This window comes from Streptomyces sp. NPDC050315 (genome assembly GCF_040655775.1).
Taxonomy (GTDB): Bacteria; Actinomycetota; Actinomycetes; order Streptomycetales; family Streptomycetaceae; genus Streptomyces.
This window is the reverse complement of record NZ_JBFAKN010000001.1, coordinates 305,094-323,922: the sequence shown is the minus strand read 5'-3', so window position 1 is coordinate 323,922 and position 18,829 is coordinate 305,094. Positions and strand designations below refer to the sequence as shown.

Here is an 18,829-nt window from a genome sequence, read left to right as displayed (position 1 = left end):
CTGACGCCGGCCCGGGCGCAACGCCGGGCGGCACGCACGAGAACCACCCCCGGGGACCCCGGAAGAGGAGCACCGGACCCCGGAAGATCCAAAGGACTCCGTATGACCTCCACCCGTGTCGATGCAGGCGCCGACGCCGGGCAGCCGGCCGAGGCGCCGTCCGGCGGCCGGGCGACGGGGCACACCCCCCACCGCTGGTGGGTGCTGGCCGTCATCGGCCTCGCCCAGCTGATGGTGGTGCTGGACGCCACCATCGTGAACATCGCCCTCCCGTCCGCCCAGCGCGACCTGGGCTTCAACAACGACGGCCGGCAGTGGGTCGTCACCGCCTACTCCCTCGCCTTCGGCTCCCTGCTGCTGCTCGGCGGGCGGCTCGCCGACCTCTTCGGGCGGAAGACGACGCTGCTGATCGGCCTGGTCGGCTTCGCCGGGTCCTCGGCGCTGGCCGGCGCGGCCCACAGCTTCTCGATGCTGGTGATCGGCCGGGCCCTGCAGGGCCTGTTCGGCGCGCTGCTCGCGCCGTCCGCGCTGTCCCTGCTGACGACGACGTTCACCGACGTCAAGGAACGCGCCAAGGCGTTCGGCATCTTCGGTGCCATCGCCGGTTCCGGCGGCGCCATCGGGCTGCTGCTCGGCGGCGTACTGACCGAGCACCTGGACTGGCGCTGGACCCTGTACGTCAACCTCGCCATCGCCGTCGTCGCGGTCATCGGCGCGCTGATCTTCGTCCGCCGCCCCGCGCCCACCGCACGGCCCCGGCTGGACCTCTTCGGCACGCTGCTCGTCGCCGCGGGGCTCTTCGGCATCGTCTTCGGCTTCTCCAGCGCCGAGACGCACGCCTGGAGCCACTGGATGTGCTGGGCGTTCCTCGCGGGCGGCGGCGTGCTGCTCCTGGCGTTCGTGCTCTGGGAGACGCGCGCCGGGCATCCGCTGCTGCCGCTGCGTGTACTGGGTGACCGCAACCGCGCCGCGTCCTTCATATCCGTGTTCATCTCCGGCGCCGGCATGTTCGGGGTCTTCCTCTTCCTGACGTACTACCTGCAGCAGACCCTGGAGTACACGCCGGTCAAGACGGGTCTCGCCTTCCTGCCGATGGTCGGCATGCTGATGGTGATGGCGCAGCTGTCGATGAACATCCTCGTGCCGAAGATCGGCCCCAAGCCGATCGTGCCGCTGGGCATGTTCTTCGCCGGGGCCGGCATGGTCTGGCTGACCCGGCTGGACCTGGACAGCACGTACGCGGCGCATGTCCTGCCGCCGCTGCTGGTGATGGGCTTCGGCCTCGGTATGGTCATGCCGCCCGCGATGAGCCTGGCCACGCTGGGCGTCGCACCGAAGGATCAGGGTGTCGCCTCGGCGACGGTCAACACGATGCAGCAGGTCGGCGGTTCGATCGGCACCGCGCTGTTCAACACGATGGCCGCCAGCGCCGTCACCAATTACCTCGCGGACCGCAAGCCGACCAGGCTGAACCAGGCGGAAGCCGCCCTGCACAGCTACGACATCGCGTACTGGTGGGCCGCCGCCTTCTTCGCCGCAGGCCTGGTCATCACGCTGCTGCTGTACCGCAGGGGCAAGGCCGTCGCCGAGCACGGCCAGGCAGTACCGGTGGAGCCGGAGCACCACGGCCATGGCCACGGCCGGCACGGGGCGGCGCACGCCGAGTCGGTCGAGTCCGCCGAGTCCACCGAGACGGCGCCGACTCCGGTGACCGCAGCGGCCGCGACGCCGGACGGTCCCGCCGTGCACGGCCGGGTGCTGGACGCGGCCGGCGCGCCCGTGCCGGAAGCCGCCGTCACACTGATCGACTCCCAGGGCAGCCAGCTCGGCCGCGCCACGGCGGCAGCGGACGGCCAGTACGCGCTGGCCACCCCGGCCGCCGGCAGCTATGTACTCGTCGGCGCGGCCGCCGGGCACCAGCCGCGCGTGGCCACCCTTGCCGTCGGCGATGAACCGGTCGGCTTCGACCTGCTGCTGGCCGGGACCGGCGGCCTGGAGGGCACGGTGCGGGCGGGCTCGGCACCGGTGCCGAATGCGCTGGTCGTGGCCACGGACGAGCGCGGTGATGTGATCGAGTCGGCCTCCTCCGGCGAGGACGGCGGCTACCGCCTGCCCTCACTCGTACCGGGTATCTACACCCTGACGGCCAGTGCGGAGGGCTACCAGCCGTACGCCGGTATCGCCGAGGTCACCGGTGGCGTGCCGACTCGTCAGGACGCCGTGCTCCAGTCCGCGGCCACGCTCCGCGGCACGGTCCACAACCGCGCCGGCGCGCCGCTCGGGGAGGCCCGCATCTCCCTGCTGGACCCGGCGGGCAACGTGGTGGCGGTCCGTACGACGGGCCCGGACGGCGCTTACGTGTTCACGGACCTGGCGGGCGGCGAGTACACGGTCGTGGCCAGCGGCTATCCGCCGGTGGCGACCCCCCTGACCGTCGGCTCCGACGGCCAGGAGGGTGTGGACATCACGCTCGCCCACGGGGACTGACGTCAGCGGGCGGGGCCGCCGGCGTGGGCCGGGCGCCACATCGGCCACAGCGGCGGCCCGCCGTCACCGGTACGCAGTTCCTCGCGCACGGTGAACCCGAAGTGCTCGTAGAACGGGAGGTTGTCCGGCTTCGAGGACTCCAGGCAGACCGGCAGCCCCGCCGCGTCGGCCTGCGCCAGGCCCGAGCGCAGCAGCGCCGCCCCGTGGCCCTGCCCGCGGACGTCCGGGTCGGCGCCGATCACCGCGAGGTACCAGTGCGGTTCCTGCGGTGTGTGCGCGGCGACCCGCTCCACGGTGTCGCGCAGCAACTCCGCCCGGTCGCCGAGGATTTCCTGCAGCGCCTGCACCGTCTCCGCGTCCGGCACGGCCTTCTCCGCGGCCTCCGGCGGCACCCAGAAGGCCGCCGCCGAGTCGGTGACCTCACACCTGCCGTGCGGCCCGTACTGCCGCCGGAAGAGCGTGGTGAAGTACCGCTCCAACTGCTCACCGCGCGAGGCGGCCTCGGGAAGCAACCAGCACATCAACGGGTCGTCGTCGAAGGCCCGGGCCAGCGACCGGCCGACCGCCGGCGCGTCGTCCGCCGTCGCGGCCCTCGGGGTACACATGTTCGGCATGGGGCACATTCTGCCCGGAGGTGATCAAGCGGGAGCACCCGCCCCCGCGGGTTCCTCCCTGAAGTCCATCTCCGGGGGCGGAACGCGGAACAGCCGCGTGAGATAAGCGAGATAGAGGACGCCGAGGGCCAGCCAGATCAGGCCGAGGGTGAGGGCCTTGCCGTCGAGGCGGCTGAGGAGCCAGAGGTCGACCGCGGCGCCGATGCCGGGGAAGGCCAGGTAGGTGACCGGGTTGAGCCGGTTTCCGGAGTGCCGTTCGCGCAGATACGTCGCGATGACACTGACGTTGACGAGCGTGAAGGCCGTGAACGCACCGAAGTTGATGAAGGACGTGGACGTCGTCACGCTCAGCCGCAGGGCGACCAGGCCGATCAGGCCGGTGAGGGCGATGTTGAGCGCGGGCGTGCGGAGCCGGGGGTGCAGATAGCCGAAGAGGCGGCGCGGCAGGACGCCGTCCCGCCCCATGGCGTACAGCAGTCGGGAGGCGCTGGCCTGGGCGGCGATGCCGGAGGCGAACTGCGCGACGACCAGCCCGGCGAGGAAGAAGGAGGCGAACAGGTCGCCCGCGATGGTCTGGGCGATCTCGAAGGCCGCCGAGTCGGGGTCGTCGAACGCCGCGCCGGGGTGGACGAGCTGGGTGGTGTAGGCGAGGGCGACGAAGATGCCGCCGCCGATGAGGGCGGTGAGGAGGATGGCGCGCGGAATGGTGCGCTTCGGGTCGACGGCCTCCTCGGTGAGGGTGGTGACGGCGTCGAACCCGAGGAAGGAGTACGCGGCGACGGCCGCACCCGCGGAGACGCTGGTCACGGTGGTCGCGTCATTCACGAACGGCGTGCTGCTGAAGATCGCCCCAGTACCGCCCTGATGGAAGACGTGCAGCAGGGAGAGGACGGCGAAGAAGCCGATCACCAGCACCTGGAAGGCCATGAGCAGGTCGTTGGCGCGCTCGGCGGTGCGGATGCCGCAGATGTTCAGCGTGGTGGTGACGGCGATGAAGGCGACGATCCACACCCAGGAGGGGACGCCGGGGAACTCGGCCTTGAGGTAGGCGGCGCCGATCAGCCAGATGACCATGGGCAGGAAGAAGTAGTCCAGCAGGGTCGCCCAGCCGACGAGGAATCCGGCCCGTGAGTCGATGGCGCGCCGTACGTACGTATAGGCGGAGCCGGCGACGGGGTGGCGGGCCGCCATCTTGCCGTAGCTGTGCGCGGTGAAGATCATCGCGACCATGGCGAGCAGATACGCGGTGGGCACGGCGCCGTGCGTCTCACCGGCGACGACGCCGAAGGTGCCGAGCACGATCAGCGGGGCCATATAGGCGAGGCCGAAGGCGACGACGCCTCTCAGGGTCAGGGTCCGGCGGAGCGCGGGGGCGGGCTCGGTCACGGTGGTGCTCCAGGGGTGGTGCGGGTGCGGGGAGGGGGCTCGGGGGGCTTGTTAAATGCATCGGATCAGGGGCGGCCGCGGTCCGGGCCGGGACGCCAGGTGCGCGGGTCGATCCGGCCCTCGTACAGCGGCAGTTCGATGGCGGCGTCCCGCTCCCCGAACTGGTCCCACATGCGGCTGAGACCGGCCGTCCCGTGGGTGCGGACCCGCTCGACGTCGTCGAGGTCGAGCACGTCGGTGAGGACGGTGGGGGCGGAGTCCGCCGCTTCGGTACGGACCCGGCCCTCGGGGTCGACGATCAGGCTGCGACCGGTGCCGTCCGGGCCCGCGGTGTTCACGCTGAGCACGTACACCTGGTTCACGATGGCGTTGGCGCGCGCGAGCACCAGCTCCTGCGCCCGGTCGGCGGTGGTCGTCATGACGGGGTTCACGATCACCTCGGCGCCCATCCAGGCCAGCTGCCGCGCGACCTCCGGGAACCAGGCGTCGTAACAGATCGCGAAGCCGACCCGGCCGGCGTCACCGAGGTCCGCGACGACGAAGCGGTCCCCGGCCGCGTACGGCTCGTACGGCCGCCAGGGGAAGACCTTGCGGTACGAGGCGGCCAGTCGGCCCTCGGGGGAGAAGGCCAGGGCGGTGTTGAACAGTTCGCCGCCGGGCCCCCGCTCGCACACGGTGCCGGGCAGCAGCCAGATGCCGAGGTCCCCGGCGAGCTCGGCGAGGGCCTTGGTGCGCGGGCCGTCCAGCGGCTCGGCTGCTTCCTGCAGCCTGGCCTCGCTCTCCTCCCGGTTGCCCGTCACACCGCACAGGTGCAGCTCCGGATACGCGACCAGCCGCGTCTGCGGGAACTTGTCCAGCAGCGCGTGGACGTCGTCGGCGAACCCGGACAGGGGGGCTTCGGCGGGGCGGGCCGGTGCCTGGGCGAGTGCGACGGGCAGCGGGCGGGACATGGACGTCACCTGCTTCGAGGGGGAACGGGAGGGTGGGTAGCGGATGCCCGAGAAAAATAGAGCACATTGATCAGTTAAACAAGAGTGTTCAAGATGAGCAGTTTTTTGGTTACGGTGGCCGCGTGGCCGACTCCCGCTCCCGCCCCTCGTCCTCCCCGCACGCCCTGACCGCGCCGCCGCTGGCGGGCATCCGCCGGCTGTCGGCGCTGGACGCGGTGCGGGCCCGTATCGCGCTCGCCGTCGACCTCGGGCTCCTGAAGCCCGGCGAGCGGCTGCCGGGCAGCGACCGGATCGCCGCGGCGCTCGACACCTCCGAGATCACGGTCCGCCGCGCCCTCGTGGCGCTGTGCCGGGACGGCGTGCTGGAGCGTAAGCGGGGGCGCACCGGCGGCACCCTCGTGGCGGAGCACCCGCCCCGTGGCGCGGTCGGCGCCGTGGAGTCCTACCGGGCCGCGGCGCCCGACGTGCATGCCCTGATCGACCACCGCCTCGTCCTCGAATGCGGCATCGCCCACCTCGCCGCCTCACGCGGCCTGGACGAGGCGGCGGGCCGTGAGCTGTCGCGCCTGGTCGAGGAGATGGACGGGGCGGCTAGCTGGGCCGAATTCCACCGGTCGGACGAGGAGTTCCACCTCGCCGTCGCGGCCGCCACCGGTCTGCCGTCGGTCGTCGAGCCGTACGGGCTGGCGCTGAAGGAGCTGTACCGCTACTACCTGCCGTACCCGCTGGACCACCTGCGCGAGTCCAACGGCGAACACCGCCTCCTCGTCGAGGCGCTGCGCCGGGGTGATTCCGCCGCGGCCGCGGAGGTCGCCGGGCGTCATGTGTGCACCCTGCACGAGACCATGTTCATGCACTTGTTGAACGATTCCTGACGGGCTACGTTGCCGCAGGCAACCATTCGTCCTGTCAGAGGCGAGGGATCGTGACAGCAGTCGTGCAGGGCATCTGTGCCCCCGGGTTCGAGAACGTCCGCGAGGAGTTCGCGCGCAACTTCGCCGAGCGCGGCGAGGTCGGCGCCGCGCTCGCGGTGACCGTCGACGGAGAGTTCGTCGTGGACCTGTGGGGCGGGCACGCCGACGCCGACCGGAGCCGCCCGTGGGAGCGGGACACACTGGTCAACGTCTACTCCACCAGCAAGGGAATGACCGCGCTCTGCGCCCATCTGCTGGCGGACCGCGGTGAATTGGACCTCGACGCACCCGTCTCCCATTACTGGCCGGAGTTCGCCCAGGAGGGCAAGGGCGACATACCGGTGCGCTGGCTGCTCTCCCACCGCGCGGGCGTTCTCGCGCCGCGCGAGCCCCTGACCCCGGCGGACGTGTACGACTGGGAGAAGACCTGCGCGGTACTGGCCGCCACCGCACCGTGGTGGCAGCCCGGCACCGCCCAGGGCTACCACGCGGTCAGCTTCGGGTTCCTGATCGGCGAGCTCGTCCGCCGTATCACCGGCACCTCGCTCGGCACCTTCCTGCGCACCGAGATCACCGAACCGCTCGGCGCCGACCTGTACATAGGCACCCCCGAAGCCGAGCACCCCCGCTGCGCGCAGCTGATCGGGCCCGAGGGAGGCGGCACGCTGCGTGCGTTGTTCCCCGGGATGCCCGAGGGGCCGATCCGGTCGCTGGACGCGCACCCGCTGGCGGGCCTGTGGATTGCCATGGGCCACCTGCCCATAGGGAACGTGAACAGCGCGCAGTGCCGCAGCGCCGAGATACCCGCGGCCAACGGCAATGCCACCGCGCGCGGCCTGGCCACGGTCTACCGCGCCCTCGCCAACGGCGAGTTGGTCGGTGCGGACACCCTGGCGGCGATGCGCGCACGGCAGAGCCGGGGCGACGAACCCGACCTCGTGCTCAGCGCCGCGGCCCCGGAGCGGCTGCCGTTCGCCTGGGCGGCCGGGTACATGCTCAACGGCTTCGGTTACTTCGGACCCAACCCCGGCACCTTCGGCCACGGCGGCGCGGGCGGCTCCCTGGCCTTCGCCGACCCGGAGAACCGGCTGTCCTACGCGTACACGATGAACAAGTTCGGCGGCAGCACGACCGGCGGCGACCTCCGCAACCTCAAGCTGGTCGACGCCGTGTACGCGGCTCCGGGGCTCGGCAAGCGCGGGGAGTAGCCCCTACTGCGGGCGGGCGGCCACCAGGAGATCGACGTCGTACGTCTCCTCCACCGTCTCGCCGGGGAAGAGCTCGCGCAGGCGGGCGCGCTCCTCGGCGAGGAAGGCCCGCGTGGCGGCCTCGCCGAGGACGAGGAACGCCGAGTGGCTGCTGATGTTGGCGAGATGCATGTCGAGGGGGACGGTGCGGCTCCAGCGCAGCAGACGGCGCGCCGTGCGGAGCTCCGCGAGGCCCGCGAGCCGGGCGGCGCGGCGGTCGTCGGGGCACGCCCCGGCAGGTGGCCGCACTCCGCAGTGGCGTGCGATGCGGTCCTCCTGCGCGACGATCCACGGTACGTCGGCGGCGTGCCGGTTCCACCAGACCGCGAGCGCGCCGCCCGGCCGCAGCACGCGCAGCGCCTCGGGGACGGAGCGGCCGGTGTCGGTCCAGTGCCAGGACTGTGCGTACGTGATCAGGTCGCAGGAGGCGTCGGCGAGCGGCAGGGCGTTGCCGTCGCCCCGGACGATCGGCACGTCGGGGAGGGCTTCGCGGAACTGGGCCGCCATGCCGGCACCGGGCTCGACGGCGAGCACATCGGCGCCGCGCTCGCGCAGCAGCACGGTGGCGATCCCGGTACCCGCGCCGACGTCGGCGACCCGGGCGCCCGCGAGGGGCCGCCCCGCCAACTCCTCGACGGCGTCCAGGAGCGCGGGCGGATAGGAGGGGCGGTTCACGGCGTACTGGGCGGCGGCGGTGTTGAACGAGTGGGCGCGCGACAGGGCGGTCATTCGGCCATCCTCGCTTCCCGTGGCGCCTCTGGGGGCGGGCTCTCGGGCATTGGTGGCAGCGAGGGGTGGGAAGGAGGGCCTCCGGGTTACTCTGCCGGGAAGGAGCGGACCGAAGACGGGGGAGTGGGGGAGGGCGTCCCCATGCCGTCGCACCGGCGCACGTGCAGCCTGTTGGACGCGGTGCTGAGCGTCGGCGGCGAGCTCGGCGTCGATCAGGTGCTGCGGCACATCGTCGAGACGGCCGTGGTGCTGGCCGACGCGGAGTACGGCGCCCTCGGCGTGATCGGCGACGAGCAGCGGCTGTCGCGGTTCCTGCCCGTCGGGCTGTCCGAGGAACTGGCCGCGCGGATCGGCCCGTTGCCCGCCGGGCACGGCGTCCTCGGGGAGCTGATCCGCCATCCGCGGCCGCTGCGGCTGACCGATCTGACGGACCATCCGGGCAGCGGTGGGTTCCCCGCCCACCACCCGCCGATGCGCACGTTCCTGGGCGTGCCGGTGCGGGTGCGGGAAGAGGTGTTCGGCAATCTGTACCTCACCGAGAAGCGCGGCGGCGCCCGCTTCGACGCCGACGACGAGGCAATGCTCTCGATGCTGGCGGCCGCCGCCGGTGTGGCCATCGACAACGCACGGCTGTACCACGAGAGCCGGCGGCGGGAGCAGTGGCTGGAGGCGCTCGGCGAGATCACCCGGTCGCTGCTGTCGGGCGCGGCGACCCACGAAGTGCTCGGGCTGATCGCCCGGCGCAGCGGCGATCTGGCCGTCGCGGATTCGGTCGTGGTGTTTCTTCCGGACGCGAGTACGGGTGATTTGACGGCTGTGGTGGCCGAGGGGATGGACGCGGAGAAGCTCGACGGGACCGTGGTGCCGGGCGACGGGTCCCTCGCGGGGCTGGCCGCCCGTACGGGCGCGCCGGCCGTCACCGCGGATCTGCGTACCGATCCCCGCTCGTCCGCGCTGCGGGAGCCGGGCCGGGCGGCGGGGCCCGCGGTCGCCGTGCCGCTGCTGCTGGACGCGGGGGCCGGCGGGGCGCTGTGGCTGAGCCGGGCCGTCGGGCGGCAGCACTTCTCCGACGGCGAGGTGGAGCTGATCTCCGGCTTCGCCGAACAGGCTGCGCTCGCCCTGGAGTTGGACCGCAGGCGCCGGGCCGCGGAGCAGGTGGACGCGCTGCGCGAGCGGGACCGGATCGCCCGGGACCTGCACGACCTGGCGATCCAGCGGCTGTTCGCGACGGGGATGACGCTGCAGAGCGCCGGGCGGCTGATCGAGCGGCCGGAGGCGGCGGCGCGCGTCGGACGCGCGGTGGACGACCTGGACGAGACGATCAAGATCATCCGGTCCACGATCTTCGGGCTGCGGACGGCCGCCGAGCCACGGGACGGCGCCGGGCTGCGCCGTCGGGTCCTGGACGTCGTGGAGTCGGCGGGAGCGGCGCTCGGCTTCGCGCCGTCGCTGCGAATGGAAGGCCCGGTGGACACCGACGTGCCCGCGACGACGGCCGGGCAGCTCCTGCCGGTACTGACGGAGGCGCTGAGCAACGCGGCCCGGCACGCGCACGCCCGGCGCGTGGACGTCGCCCTGACCGTGGCGGACGACGTGGTCCTCACGGTCACGGATGACGGGGTGGGTCTGGAGCGCGGCCCGGCGGCGGACGGCGGCTGCCCGCCGGGCGAGGGCGACGGCGGGCTGGCGAACATCCGGTGGCGCGCCGGGCAGCTCGGCGGCCGGTTGCAGTTGGAGGCGCCGCCCGGCGGCGGCACCCGCCTGATCTGGCGCGTCCCGCTGCCGAACGGCACCCGGCCGAACAGCGCCCGGCCGAACGGCACCCGGCCGGACGGCAGCGGGTGACGAGCCGGGGGTGGAGTGGTGGGGGGGGGGGGGGGGGCCCCCCCCCCCCCCCCCGGGGGGGGGGGGGGCCGGCCGGGGGGGGGCCGGGGGGCGGGGCCCGCCCCCCCCCCCCCCACCACCCCGGTGGGGGCTCACATCTCGTGTGCCGGGTTCCCGCCCCAGCGTGCGTGCGCGGGCACCTCCTCGCCCTTCATCAGGAACGAGTCGGGAGCGAGCGTCACCCCGTCGCCCAGCGTCACGCCGTAATGGACCAGCGTGCCGGTCCCCAGGGTGCAGCCGTTCCCGAGCGTGGTGTGATCGGACTTGAAGGTGCCGTCCTCCTGGGAGTGGCACTGGATGACGCTGCCCACGTTGAGCGTGCAGTCGTCGCCGATCGTGACGAGCGTCCGCTCCGGCATCCGGGCGCCGTCGTCGTAGAGCCGCCGGCCGAGTCGGACGCCCAGCAGCCGCCAGAACAGGCCCTTGAACGGCGTGCCGTTGAGCAGCCGCAGCTCGATCGCCTGGTGCTTCCAGAAGCGTTCGTGCTGCCAGAAGTGCGGGTGGTAGATCGAGCAGAGGCGCGGGACCAGCCGCCGGAACCGCTGACTGGCACGCTCCAGGAGCCCGGTGTACAGGACGCTGAACACCAGGGTCAGCAGGGTGGCCAGCGCGATCGCCGCCGCACCCCACGAGGAGTACAGCGTGACCGTGGCCCAGCCGACCGTGAGGACGCCGAAGGTGTAGATCCACCGCGCGAGCAGGAACGAGCCGAGGGTGACGAGATTGTGCTTGTTCTTGGCCCGCAGCCGGCGGCGGAACGCCTCGCCGTCCCGGAGGTGGTCGAAGGACGTGTCGCGCTCGACGGTCCGCGGGATCTCGAAGCTGGGCGAGCCCAGCAGCCCGACGCCCTCCCGGACGGGCCCGTCGATGGGGACCATCACCTTCGTGGCGAGCAGGCAGTTGTTCCCCGTCCGCCCCCGCGCGGGGTAAGTCACCTGATTCCCGAGGAAGTTGTGCGGACCGATCGTCACCCGGGTCAGCCGGAAGGCCGTACTGGAGTACTCCGCGTTCAGGAGCGACAGGCCGTCCGCGACCATGGTGCCGGTGCCGATGGAGCTCAGGCGCGGGCTCTCGTGCTTCACCTCCGTGCCGAAGTTCGACCCCGTCTGCTCGACCTCGCCCAGGTCGTACGAGAGGCCGCGCAGGTAGTGGACGATGTACGAGCTGTCCCCGAAGAGGCGCAGGAAGTGCTTGTTGTTGCTCAGCCGCGCGATCGCCCGGTGGACGGAGTAGTGGAACCCGTACAGCGGATAGACCCGGTCCGGCTTCACCAGGAGGTGCAGCAGGCGGGGCACGGTGCACACGAAGAGCAGGCCGACGATCAGCGAGCCGAAGAAGAGCACGAACGACACGATCAGCGCGTCACGGTAGAACACCCAGCTCGTGACGGACGGCGGCTGCGCGGACAGGAAAGCGGTGAGCTGCGGTGCCTCGGCGAGCAGCAGGTCCGCCCCGCCGATCACCAGCGGCACGTACACGAACAGCATGGTCAGCAGCTGCGTCACGCTGTAGGTCACCTTGCGCCGCAGGGGCAGGTCGGTGGCGCCGACCGTGCGGAAGTCCGTCGTGGTGCGCTGCGCGGGCGACCCGTGCCACCGCTCGCCGGCCGGCACCGACTGCCCGGCGTGCAGCGACGAGGCATGGCCGAGCTGGGCCCCGTCGCCGAGCGAGGTGTCGATGTCGAGCACCGTGGCCTCGCTGATGTACACGTCCTTGCCGAGGGTGACGGGGCCGGTCCGGATCCAGCCCGCCTCGGCCCGGTAGCAAGTGGCGTACGCGTCCTTGCGGATGACCGTGCCGTCGCCGACCGTGAGCAGATCGGTGCAGACGGGCAGGTGCTTGGAGAGCACCGTGACGTCGCGCCCGATCTTCGCGCCCAGCGCCCTCAGGTAGAGCACGTAGAGCGGTGAACCGGCGAACAGCACCAGCGGGTTCATCTGGATCAGCGTCCTGACCAGCCAGAACCGGAGGTACGCCAGACTCCAGATGGGTATCCGCTGCGCCTTCCACCGGCCGACGAGCAGCCACTTGGCCAGGATCGGCAGGACGCACAGGGCGGTGAAGACCGCGCCGCCGAACGCGACAGTGCGCAGGTACTTGTCGAGCAGACCCGGCCCGGCGGCGACCCAGTCGTAACCGCGGGCGATGACGACCGCGGTGAGGCAGGTGTAGCCGAGGAAGATCAGGAGCTGCAGCGCCCCGCACAGGACGTACTGCGCCGTGCCGGCCCTCGCCGGTACCACGGCCTCGGACGGTGGCACCGGCGCGGGCGCCGGTGACTCGGCGGGTCCCGGCGCGGGCCCGGCCGCGGGCTCGGCGAGCCCCGATGCCAGGCTGCGGATCGTCGGGTACCGGTAGATGTCCTTCATCGACACCGACGGCAGGTCTTCGCGCTTCCGGACCCGGGCGCAGAACTGGGCCATCAGCAGCGAGTCGGCGTTGAGGTCGTCGAAGAAGTGGCTGTCGAGCGGTACATGTTCGACGCGTACGACGCCGGCCAGCACCTCGGCGAGTTGGCTCTCGGTGCCGGCCGCCGGTGCGGCGTACGCGCGTGGGACGGTTGCGGGTACGTCCAGGTCGGCTGTCGAGACCTGGACATTCTTTCCCACCACTTGGACTCCTTGAGAGTGACGATCGAGCCGGCGGGCGAAAGGCCGAGAGTGGCGCCTGCCGCCCGCCGGCGGGGTGGGGGGCTGGTCCGATGCCGGGGGAAGTGGACTGAGGGATGGTCCGAACGGGGCGGCCGCCGGGGTGGGGCGGCCGCCCGGTACACGGCTCAACAGTCTTCGGAGCGGACGGGCCGGAACCGATCCCCCAGGTTTCCGGAGCCGCCCCGCCGAACGGCCGGTGCCGCCCCGCCGACCGGCTATTCGCATCCCGCCGACCGGCCGGAGTACCCCCGCCGCATGGCGGGAACCGGCCCTGGGCACCCGGAAGCAAGCAGTCAGCGTGGTACACATCGGGCGAATGGCCCGAGGGTGAGCGGAGCACGCGTGATCCGGGTACTGGTGGTGGACGATGAGGCCCTGATCCGTACGGGCTTCCAGCACATCCTGGGTGCGGCGGACGACATCGAGGTCGTGGCGGCGGTCCCCGGGGGCCAGGCGGTGCGGACCGTACGGGAGTTACGGCCGGACGTCGTGCTGCTCGACATCCGGATGCCGGACGTGGACGGGCTCACCGTCCTGGCCGAACTGCGCCGGTTGCGGCAGCCGCCGGTGGTGGCCATGCTCACCACCTTCGACACCGACGAATACGTGGCGACGGCGCTGCGCTCCGGAGCCGACGGCTTCCTGCTGAAGGACACCGACCCCGAACAACTCCCGCACCTCATCCGCACGCTGGCCGCCGGCGGCGTCGTCCTGTCCGCCACGGTCACCCGCACGGTCGTCAACGGCTATCTGGACAGCGGCCCCGACGCGCCCGCCGTGCGCGACGTGGCCCGGCTGACCGACCGCGAGCGCGCCGTACTCCTCCTCATCGCCGAAGGGCTGTCCAATGTCGACATCGGTACCCAGATGCACCTGAGCACCGGCACGGTCAAGGACCACGTCAGCGCCATCCTCACCAAGCTGGGGGTGAGCAGCCGCGTCCAGGCGGCGCTGCTGGCCGAACGTGCCGGACTGTTACGGCCGTTACGCGGCGGGGAGGGCGGATGACGAACAGACGGCCGCCGACCTGGTTACTGGACGTCGCCCTCATCGTTGCCGTCCTGCTCGACGCCTGGGCCCACTACGAACCGGACGACCCGTGGGGCACGGCCTGCTCGGTGCTCGGCGCCTTCTCGCTGGCGCTCCGCCGCCACCTGCCGCTCACCACCTTCGTCCTCACCCTCCCGGCGCTTGTCATCGCCGACGCCAAGTACGCCTCGCTGGCCGCGCTGTACACCCTCGCCTCGCTCACCCACCGCCGCGTGGTCCTGGCCCTCTGCGCCCTGACGGTCGTGGCCGGCCACGTCGTGCCCTGGCCGTACCCGGAGTACGACGACTACCAGGACACCTCGACCCTGATCCACCTCGGGTACAAGCTGGCGATGGCAGCCGCGCCCGTCTTCCTCGGCCAGCTCGTCCAGGCCCGCCGGGACCTGTCGCTGCGGCTCGCCGAGATCTCCGAGGCCCGCGACCACGAGCGGCTGCTGCTCTCCCAGACCGTACTGGCCAAGGAACGCGCCCAGCTCGCCCGCGAGATGCACGACGTGGTCTCCCACCAGGTCAGCCTGATCGCCGTACGCGCCGGAGCACTCCAGGTCGGCACCCGCGACCCCGCCGTGAAGGAGGCGGCCGCCACGATCCGGCGGCTCAGCGTGCAGACCCTGGACGAACTGCGGCACATGGTCAGCGTGTTACGTGCCTCCGGCAGCCGGCCGACCGAGCTGACCCCCCAGCCCTCCCTCGCCGACCTGCAGCGCCTGGTCGACTGCAGCGGCATCGAAGCCGAGCTGAAGACCGACCTGCCCGACGGGCTTCCGCCGACCGTCCAGCGCGCCGTCTACCGCACCGTCCAGGAAGCCCTGACCAACGTACGCAAGCACGCCCCGGGCGCCACCGCGACGGTCCGCATCCACCACGAGGGCGGCACCCTGCACGCCACCGTCACCAACACCGCGCCCACCCGCCCGGCCCTGCCCCTGCCCAGCGCCTCCCACGGCCTGGTCGGCCTCCGCCAGCGCGCCGAACTCCTCGGCGGCACGGTCACCGCGGGCCCCACGGCGGACGGCGGCTTCCGGCTGCATCTGACGCTGCCGGTGGGGCCCTAGGTCCGTCGCGGCCGGGCGCGTCAGCGCAGCATGGCGCGGGCGCGGGCGACCAGGGCGCGGGCGGCGGGGCTCGTCGGACCGGCCGCCCGCCAGGCGAGGACCAGGCGGCCGCGCAGGACGGGCGGGTCGATGTGGATGGTGCGCAGCTGCCCGGAACGCGCCTCGGCGAAGGCGCCCGGCAGGATCGCGGCCCCCAGGCCACGCGCGGCGAGCTGGGCGAGGACCTCCGGACTGCTGGCCTCGAAGGCGATCTCCGGAGTGAACCCCGCAGCCGCACACGCCTCGTCGAGCCGGGTGCGCAGCCCCGTCCCGCGCGGCAGGCTGATCAGCGGGCGGCCGCGCAGGGTGTCGAGCGAGATGACCGGGTGCACGGCCAGTTCGTGGCCCGGAGCGACCGCGGCCACGATGGGCTGATCGTCCACCACCTGGATGTCGATACCGGCGGGGGTCTCGCTGCCCACGCTGACGATCGCCGCGTCCAGCCGCCCCGTCCGCAGGCCGTCGATGAGCTGATCGGAGTTGGCCTCGGAGAGGGTGATCTCGACCGCCGGGTGGGCCTCGTGGAACTCCGCCAGCAGGTCGGGCAGGGCGACGTGGTGCGAGGTCACCGTCCCGACGGCGACCTGTCCGCGCAGCAGCCCGGTCAGCTCGTCGACGGCATATCGGACGCCGTCGACCGCGGCGAGCGCCGCGCGCGCGTACGGGAGGACGGCCTCGCCCACCTCGGTCGGCCGCACCGAGCGGCCCGAGCGGTCCAGCAGCTCCTGGCCGAGCTCCCGCTCCAGCCGGCGGACCTGCGCGCTGACCCCGGGCTGGGCCACGTGCAGCCGCTCCGCGGCGCGGGTGAAGTTCCGCTCCTCGGCCACGGCGACGAAGTACTGCAACTGGTGAAGCTCCATGGGCGGTCATTGTAGGCGAGGCAGAAGCACTGCTTCTTACATCCAGAACAACCATCTCTTGGACTTCTGATCGCGGCCGCTCCAGAGTGAAAGCAGGAAGCAGCAAGGAGCAGGGACGAGAAGGGAATCCGCCATGACCGAGACCACCCGCGAACGCGCCGCCACCCCCGAGGACCTCGCCCGGCTGTTCGTCGCGCGGGCCAACGCCCGTGACGCCGAGGGGCTGGCCGAGCTGTACGCGCCCGACGCCGTGCTCGCCTACCCGCCGGGGTCCGTGACGGTCGGCCGCGACGCGATCCGCGCTGTGTGCGAGCGGATGGTGGCGCACGCATCCCTGCCGTTCGTGGAAGAGGAGCCGCTGCCGACGGTCCAGTACGGTGACCTCGCCCTGACCTCCACCCGGCCCGCCGACGGCACGGGCGGCCGGGTGCAGGTCGCGCGCCGGCAGCCGGACGGGAGCTGGCTGCGCATCATGGACCGCCCCGAGACCCCCGCGACGCCCGGGACGGCGGCCGGACGATGACCGTACTGATCGCCGGCGCGGGCATCGGCGGGCTGACCGCCGCGCTGAGCCTGCACGCCGCGGGCATCGACGCGGTCGTGGTGGAGAGCGCCCGCCGGATCAGCCCGCTCGGCGTCGGGATCAACCTGCTGCCGCACGCCGTGCGCGAACTGACCGAACTCGGCCTCGGCGAAGAGCTCGCCGCCCTCGGCGTGGCCACCACCGAGAACGTCTACTACGACCGGTCCGGCCGACGGCTCTTCACCGAGCCGCGCGGCCGGGCGCAGGGCTACCACTGGCCGCAGTACTCCCTCCACCGCGGCGAACTCCAGCTCATGCTCCTCACGGCGGTGCGCGCCCGGCTGGGCCCGGACGCGGTCCGTACCGGGACGCGGCTGGTGGACTTCGAGGAGCGGCCGGGCGCGGTTCGGGCCCGGCTGCTCGACCGGGCGACCGGAGCGGCGACGACGTACGACGCAGCGGCGCTCGTGGGCGCCGACGGCCTGCACTCGGCCGTCCGTGCCCGGCTGCATCCGGCGGGCGGCCCGCTGCAGTGGTCGGGCATCCGCATGTGGCGGGGCGTCACCGCGGCCGAACCGTTCCTCACCGGGGCCTCGGCGGTGCTCGTGACGGGCGGGGACGCGGAGCTGATCGCGTACCCGATCGGCCGCGGCCGCATCAACTGGGTCTGCCAGGTCAGGGTGGCCGAGCCGCAGCCGCTCGCCGAGGAGGCGGCCTGGAACAGCGCGGGCCGGCTCGCCGACGTGCTGCCGCACTACGCGGACTGGACGCTGGGCGTGCTCGACGTGCCCGCGCTGCTGGCGGGCGGCGAACCGCTCCTGCAGTACCCCATGGTCGACCGCGACCCGCTGCCCTCCTGGGGCCGCGGCCGGGTCACCCTGCTCGGCGACGCCGCCCACCCGATGTACCCCGTAGGCGCCAACGGTGCGTCCCAGGCGGTCGTCGACGCCCGCGTCCTCGCCCACGAACTCGCGCGAGCCGCCGAAGTACCGGACGGCCTGGCCCACTACGAGGACGCACGCCGCGACGCGACCACGGCCGTCGTCCGGGCCAACCGGGAGATGCACCGGGCCGGCGGCCGGACCCCGCAGGACCTGGCCCGCATCACCGACACCTACCGGCACGCCACGGGCAGCGACGTGCACGCACTCAACTCCCGGGCGTCGCTGACGCTTCGGTGAGGGGGAGGGGGCGGGCGTTAGGGTCGGCGGCATGGGAGAAGCCGTGCTGACCGATCAGGAGTTCCTGGACCATGTCGCCGACCGGCTCGCGGGGCTGTCCGCCGTGCGCGCCGTCACCCTCGGCGGCTCGCGGGCCCAGGGCACCCACACCGCCGACAGCGACTGGGACTTCGCCCTGTACTACCGCGGTGCCTTCGACCCGGCGGAGCTGCGCGCCGTCGGCTGGGAGGGCGAGGTCTCCGGGCTCGGCGAATGGGGCGGCGGCGTCTTCAACGGCGGCGCCTGGCTGGTCATCGACGGCCGGCACGTCGACGTCCACTACCGCGACCTCGACGTCGTCGAGCACGAACTCGCCGAGGCCGGGCAGGGCCGCTTCCACTGGGAGCCGCTGATGTTCCACCTCGCGGGCATCCCCAGCTACCTGGTGGTCGCGGAGCTGGCCGTCAACCAGGTCCTGCGCGGCGAACTGCCGCGCCCCGCCTACCCGGAACCGCTGCGCGCCGCGGCCCCACCGGTATGGCGCGGGCGCGCCGAGCTCACGCTCCGGTACGCCAAGGGCGCGTACGTGCCGCGCGGTCAGGCAACCGAGGTCGCGGGCGCGCTCGCCACCGCCGCGCTGCAGACCGCCCACGCGGTCCTCGCGGCGCGCGGCGAGTGGACCACCAACGAGAAGCGGCTGCTGGAGCGGGCGGGGCTGCGCGGCATCGACAACGTACTCGCCGGGCTGCGGCCGGATCCGCAGAGCCTCGCGGAGGCCATCACGGAGGCGGAGGCGCTGTTCACGGCGGCGTGAACGGTGTCAGGTGGTTGAGCAGGCGATCCACGAAGGCGCGTTGGGCTGTGATGAGCAGTTCCTCGGCCCGGTCCGGGGCGCACCACGCCACGCGGTCGATCTCGGGGAAGGCGCGGAGGGTGCCCGAGCTCTTGGGCCATTCCATCTCGAAGGTCCCCGGGACGATCGCGTCGGGATCGAGGTCGGCCTCGACGGCCCAGACGGTGACCGTCTTGCCGCCCGACTGACGGACCTCGCCCAGGGGGACGTACGCGCCTTCCGGCGGCGGCAGGCCCAACTCTTCCTCGAACTCCCGCCGGGCGGCCGCCAGCGGTTCCTCCGGCGGTACGTACTCGCCCTTCGGTACCGTCCACGCCCCGGCCTCGCGGCGGGCCCACAGCGGTCCGCCCATGTGCGCCAGCAGCAGCTCGGTGCCGCCGCTCGTACGGCGGTACAGCAGCAGCCCGGCGCTCCGTTTGCCCGTCAT

At 72.8% G+C, this 18,829-nt stretch carries 16 protein-coding genes; 9 read left to right on the top strand and 7 right to left on the bottom strand.

All coding sequences use genetic code 11. The features are described from left to right. Nucleotides 1-102 precede the first annotated feature (102 nt). On the top strand, nucleotides 103-2,487 hold the full coding sequence (locus AB0I82_RS01510; RefSeq protein WP_363254984.1) for an MFS transporter: 2,385 nt from the start codon (nucleotides 103-105) through the stop codon (nucleotides 2,485-2,487). Between the two features lie 2 nt (nucleotides 2,488-2,489). Here the strand turns inward: AB0I82_RS01510 and AB0I82_RS01505 are convergent, their stop codons facing one another. The 3 genes from AB0I82_RS01505 to AB0I82_RS01495 all read right to left on the bottom strand — a co-directional run bounded on the left by AB0I82_RS01505 (nucleotide 2,490) and on the right by AB0I82_RS01495 (nucleotide 5,437). Next, nucleotides 2,490-3,101 carry a GNAT family N-acetyltransferase gene (locus AB0I82_RS01505; protein ID WP_363254983.1) on the bottom strand — a complete coding sequence of 204 codons (612 nt, stop codon included), beginning with the start codon at nucleotides 3,099-3,101 and terminating at the stop codon, nucleotides 2,490-2,492. 24 nt (nucleotides 3,102-3,125) lie between these two features. After that, nucleotides 3,126-4,487: an APC family permease gene (locus tag AB0I82_RS01500; protein ID WP_363254982.1), complete on the bottom strand. Its 1,362-nt coding sequence runs from the start codon at nucleotides 4,485-4,487 to the stop codon at nucleotides 3,126-3,128. 65 nt (nucleotides 4,488-4,552) lie between these two features. Further along, a complete protein-coding gene (locus tag AB0I82_RS01495) occupies nucleotides 4,553-5,437 on the bottom strand; it encodes a carbon-nitrogen hydrolase family protein (RefSeq protein ID WP_363254981.1) in 885 nt (294 codons plus the stop codon). Between the two features lie 122 nt (nucleotides 5,438-5,559). Between AB0I82_RS01495 and AB0I82_RS01490 the strand changes: the two genes are divergently transcribed. After that, on the top strand, nucleotides 5,560-6,312 hold the full coding sequence (locus AB0I82_RS01490; protein WP_363254980.1) for an FCD domain-containing protein: 753 nt from the start codon (nucleotides 5,560-5,562) through the stop codon (nucleotides 6,310-6,312). A 47-nt stretch (nucleotides 6,313-6,359) separates the two neighbouring features. Then, on the top strand, nucleotides 6,360-7,559 hold the full coding sequence (locus AB0I82_RS01485) for a serine hydrolase domain-containing protein (RefSeq protein WP_363256035.1): 1,200 nt from the start codon (nucleotides 6,360-6,362) through the stop codon (nucleotides 7,557-7,559). 3 nt (nucleotides 7,560-7,562) lie between these two features. On the opposite strand, the gene AB0I82_RS01480 is transcribed toward AB0I82_RS01485, so the two are convergent. After that, a complete protein-coding gene (locus tag AB0I82_RS01480) occupies nucleotides 7,563-8,327 on the bottom strand; it encodes a methyltransferase domain-containing protein (RefSeq protein ID WP_363254979.1) in 765 nt (254 codons plus the stop codon). A 141-nt stretch (nucleotides 8,328-8,468) separates the two neighbouring features. Between AB0I82_RS01480 and AB0I82_RS01475 the strand changes: the two genes are divergently transcribed. After that, nucleotides 8,469-10,172 (top strand): GAF domain-containing sensor histidine kinase, encoded by a 1,704-nt coding sequence (locus tag AB0I82_RS01475; protein ID WP_363254978.1) that lies wholly within the window; start codon nucleotides 8,469-8,471, stop codon nucleotides 10,170-10,172. 131 nt (nucleotides 10,173-10,303) lie between these two features. On the opposite strand, the gene AB0I82_RS01470 is transcribed toward AB0I82_RS01475, so the two are convergent. Continuing rightward, nucleotides 10,304-12,787 (bottom strand): Pls/PosA family non-ribosomal peptide synthetase, encoded by a 2,484-nt coding sequence (locus AB0I82_RS01470; RefSeq protein ID WP_363256034.1) that lies wholly within the window; start codon nucleotides 12,785-12,787, stop codon nucleotides 10,304-10,306. A gap of 417 nt (nucleotides 12,788-13,204) precedes the next feature. Between AB0I82_RS01470 and AB0I82_RS01465 the strand changes: the two genes are divergently transcribed. Continuing rightward, a complete protein-coding gene (locus AB0I82_RS01465) occupies nucleotides 13,205-13,870 on the top strand; it encodes a response regulator transcription factor (protein WP_363254977.1) in 666 nt (221 codons plus the stop codon). Further along, entirely contained in the window at nucleotides 13,867-14,967 is a 1,101-nt protein-coding gene (locus AB0I82_RS01460) for a histidine kinase (protein ID WP_363254975.1), read from the top strand. Before AB0I82_RS01465 ends, AB0I82_RS01460 begins: the two co-directional genes overlap by 4 nt. A 20-nt stretch (nucleotides 14,968-14,987) precedes the next feature. Here the strand turns inward: AB0I82_RS01460 and AB0I82_RS01455 are convergent, their stop codons facing one another. Then, nucleotides 14,988-15,866: a LysR substrate-binding domain-containing protein gene (locus AB0I82_RS01455; RefSeq protein WP_363254974.1), complete on the bottom strand. Its 879-nt coding sequence runs from the start codon at nucleotides 15,864-15,866 to the stop codon at nucleotides 14,988-14,990. Between the two features lie 133 nt (nucleotides 15,867-15,999). Here AB0I82_RS01455 and AB0I82_RS01450 point away from each other — a divergent pair, with 133 nt between their 5' ends. Genes AB0I82_RS01450 through AB0I82_RS01440 form a run of 3 tightly spaced genes read left to right on the top strand, consistent with a single transcriptional unit; the run spans nucleotide 16,000 to nucleotide 18,363 of the window. Next, nucleotides 16,000-16,389 carry a nuclear transport factor 2 family protein gene (locus AB0I82_RS01450; RefSeq protein WP_363254973.1) on the top strand — a complete coding sequence of 130 codons (390 nt, stop codon included), beginning with the start codon at nucleotides 16,000-16,002 and terminating at the stop codon, nucleotides 16,387-16,389. Beyond that, complete coding sequence (locus AB0I82_RS01445) at nucleotides 16,386-17,570, top strand: flavin-dependent oxidoreductase (protein ID WP_363254972.1); 1,185 nt, start codon at nucleotides 16,386-16,388, stop codon at nucleotides 17,568-17,570. The genes AB0I82_RS01450 and AB0I82_RS01445 overlap by 4 nt, the downstream gene beginning before the upstream one ends. 31 nt (nucleotides 17,571-17,601) lie before the next feature. Next, nucleotides 17,602-18,363 (top strand): nucleotidyltransferase domain-containing protein, encoded by a 762-nt coding sequence (locus AB0I82_RS01440; RefSeq protein WP_363254971.1) that lies wholly within the window; start codon nucleotides 17,602-17,604, stop codon nucleotides 18,361-18,363. Here AB0I82_RS01440 and AB0I82_RS01435 read toward each other — a convergent pair. After that, nucleotides 18,350-18,829 (bottom strand): NUDIX domain-containing protein, encoded by a 480-nt coding sequence (locus tag AB0I82_RS01435; protein ID WP_363254970.1) that lies wholly within the window; start codon nucleotides 18,827-18,829, stop codon nucleotides 18,350-18,352. The two genes, AB0I82_RS01440 and AB0I82_RS01435, sit on opposite strands and share 14 nt — an antisense overlap.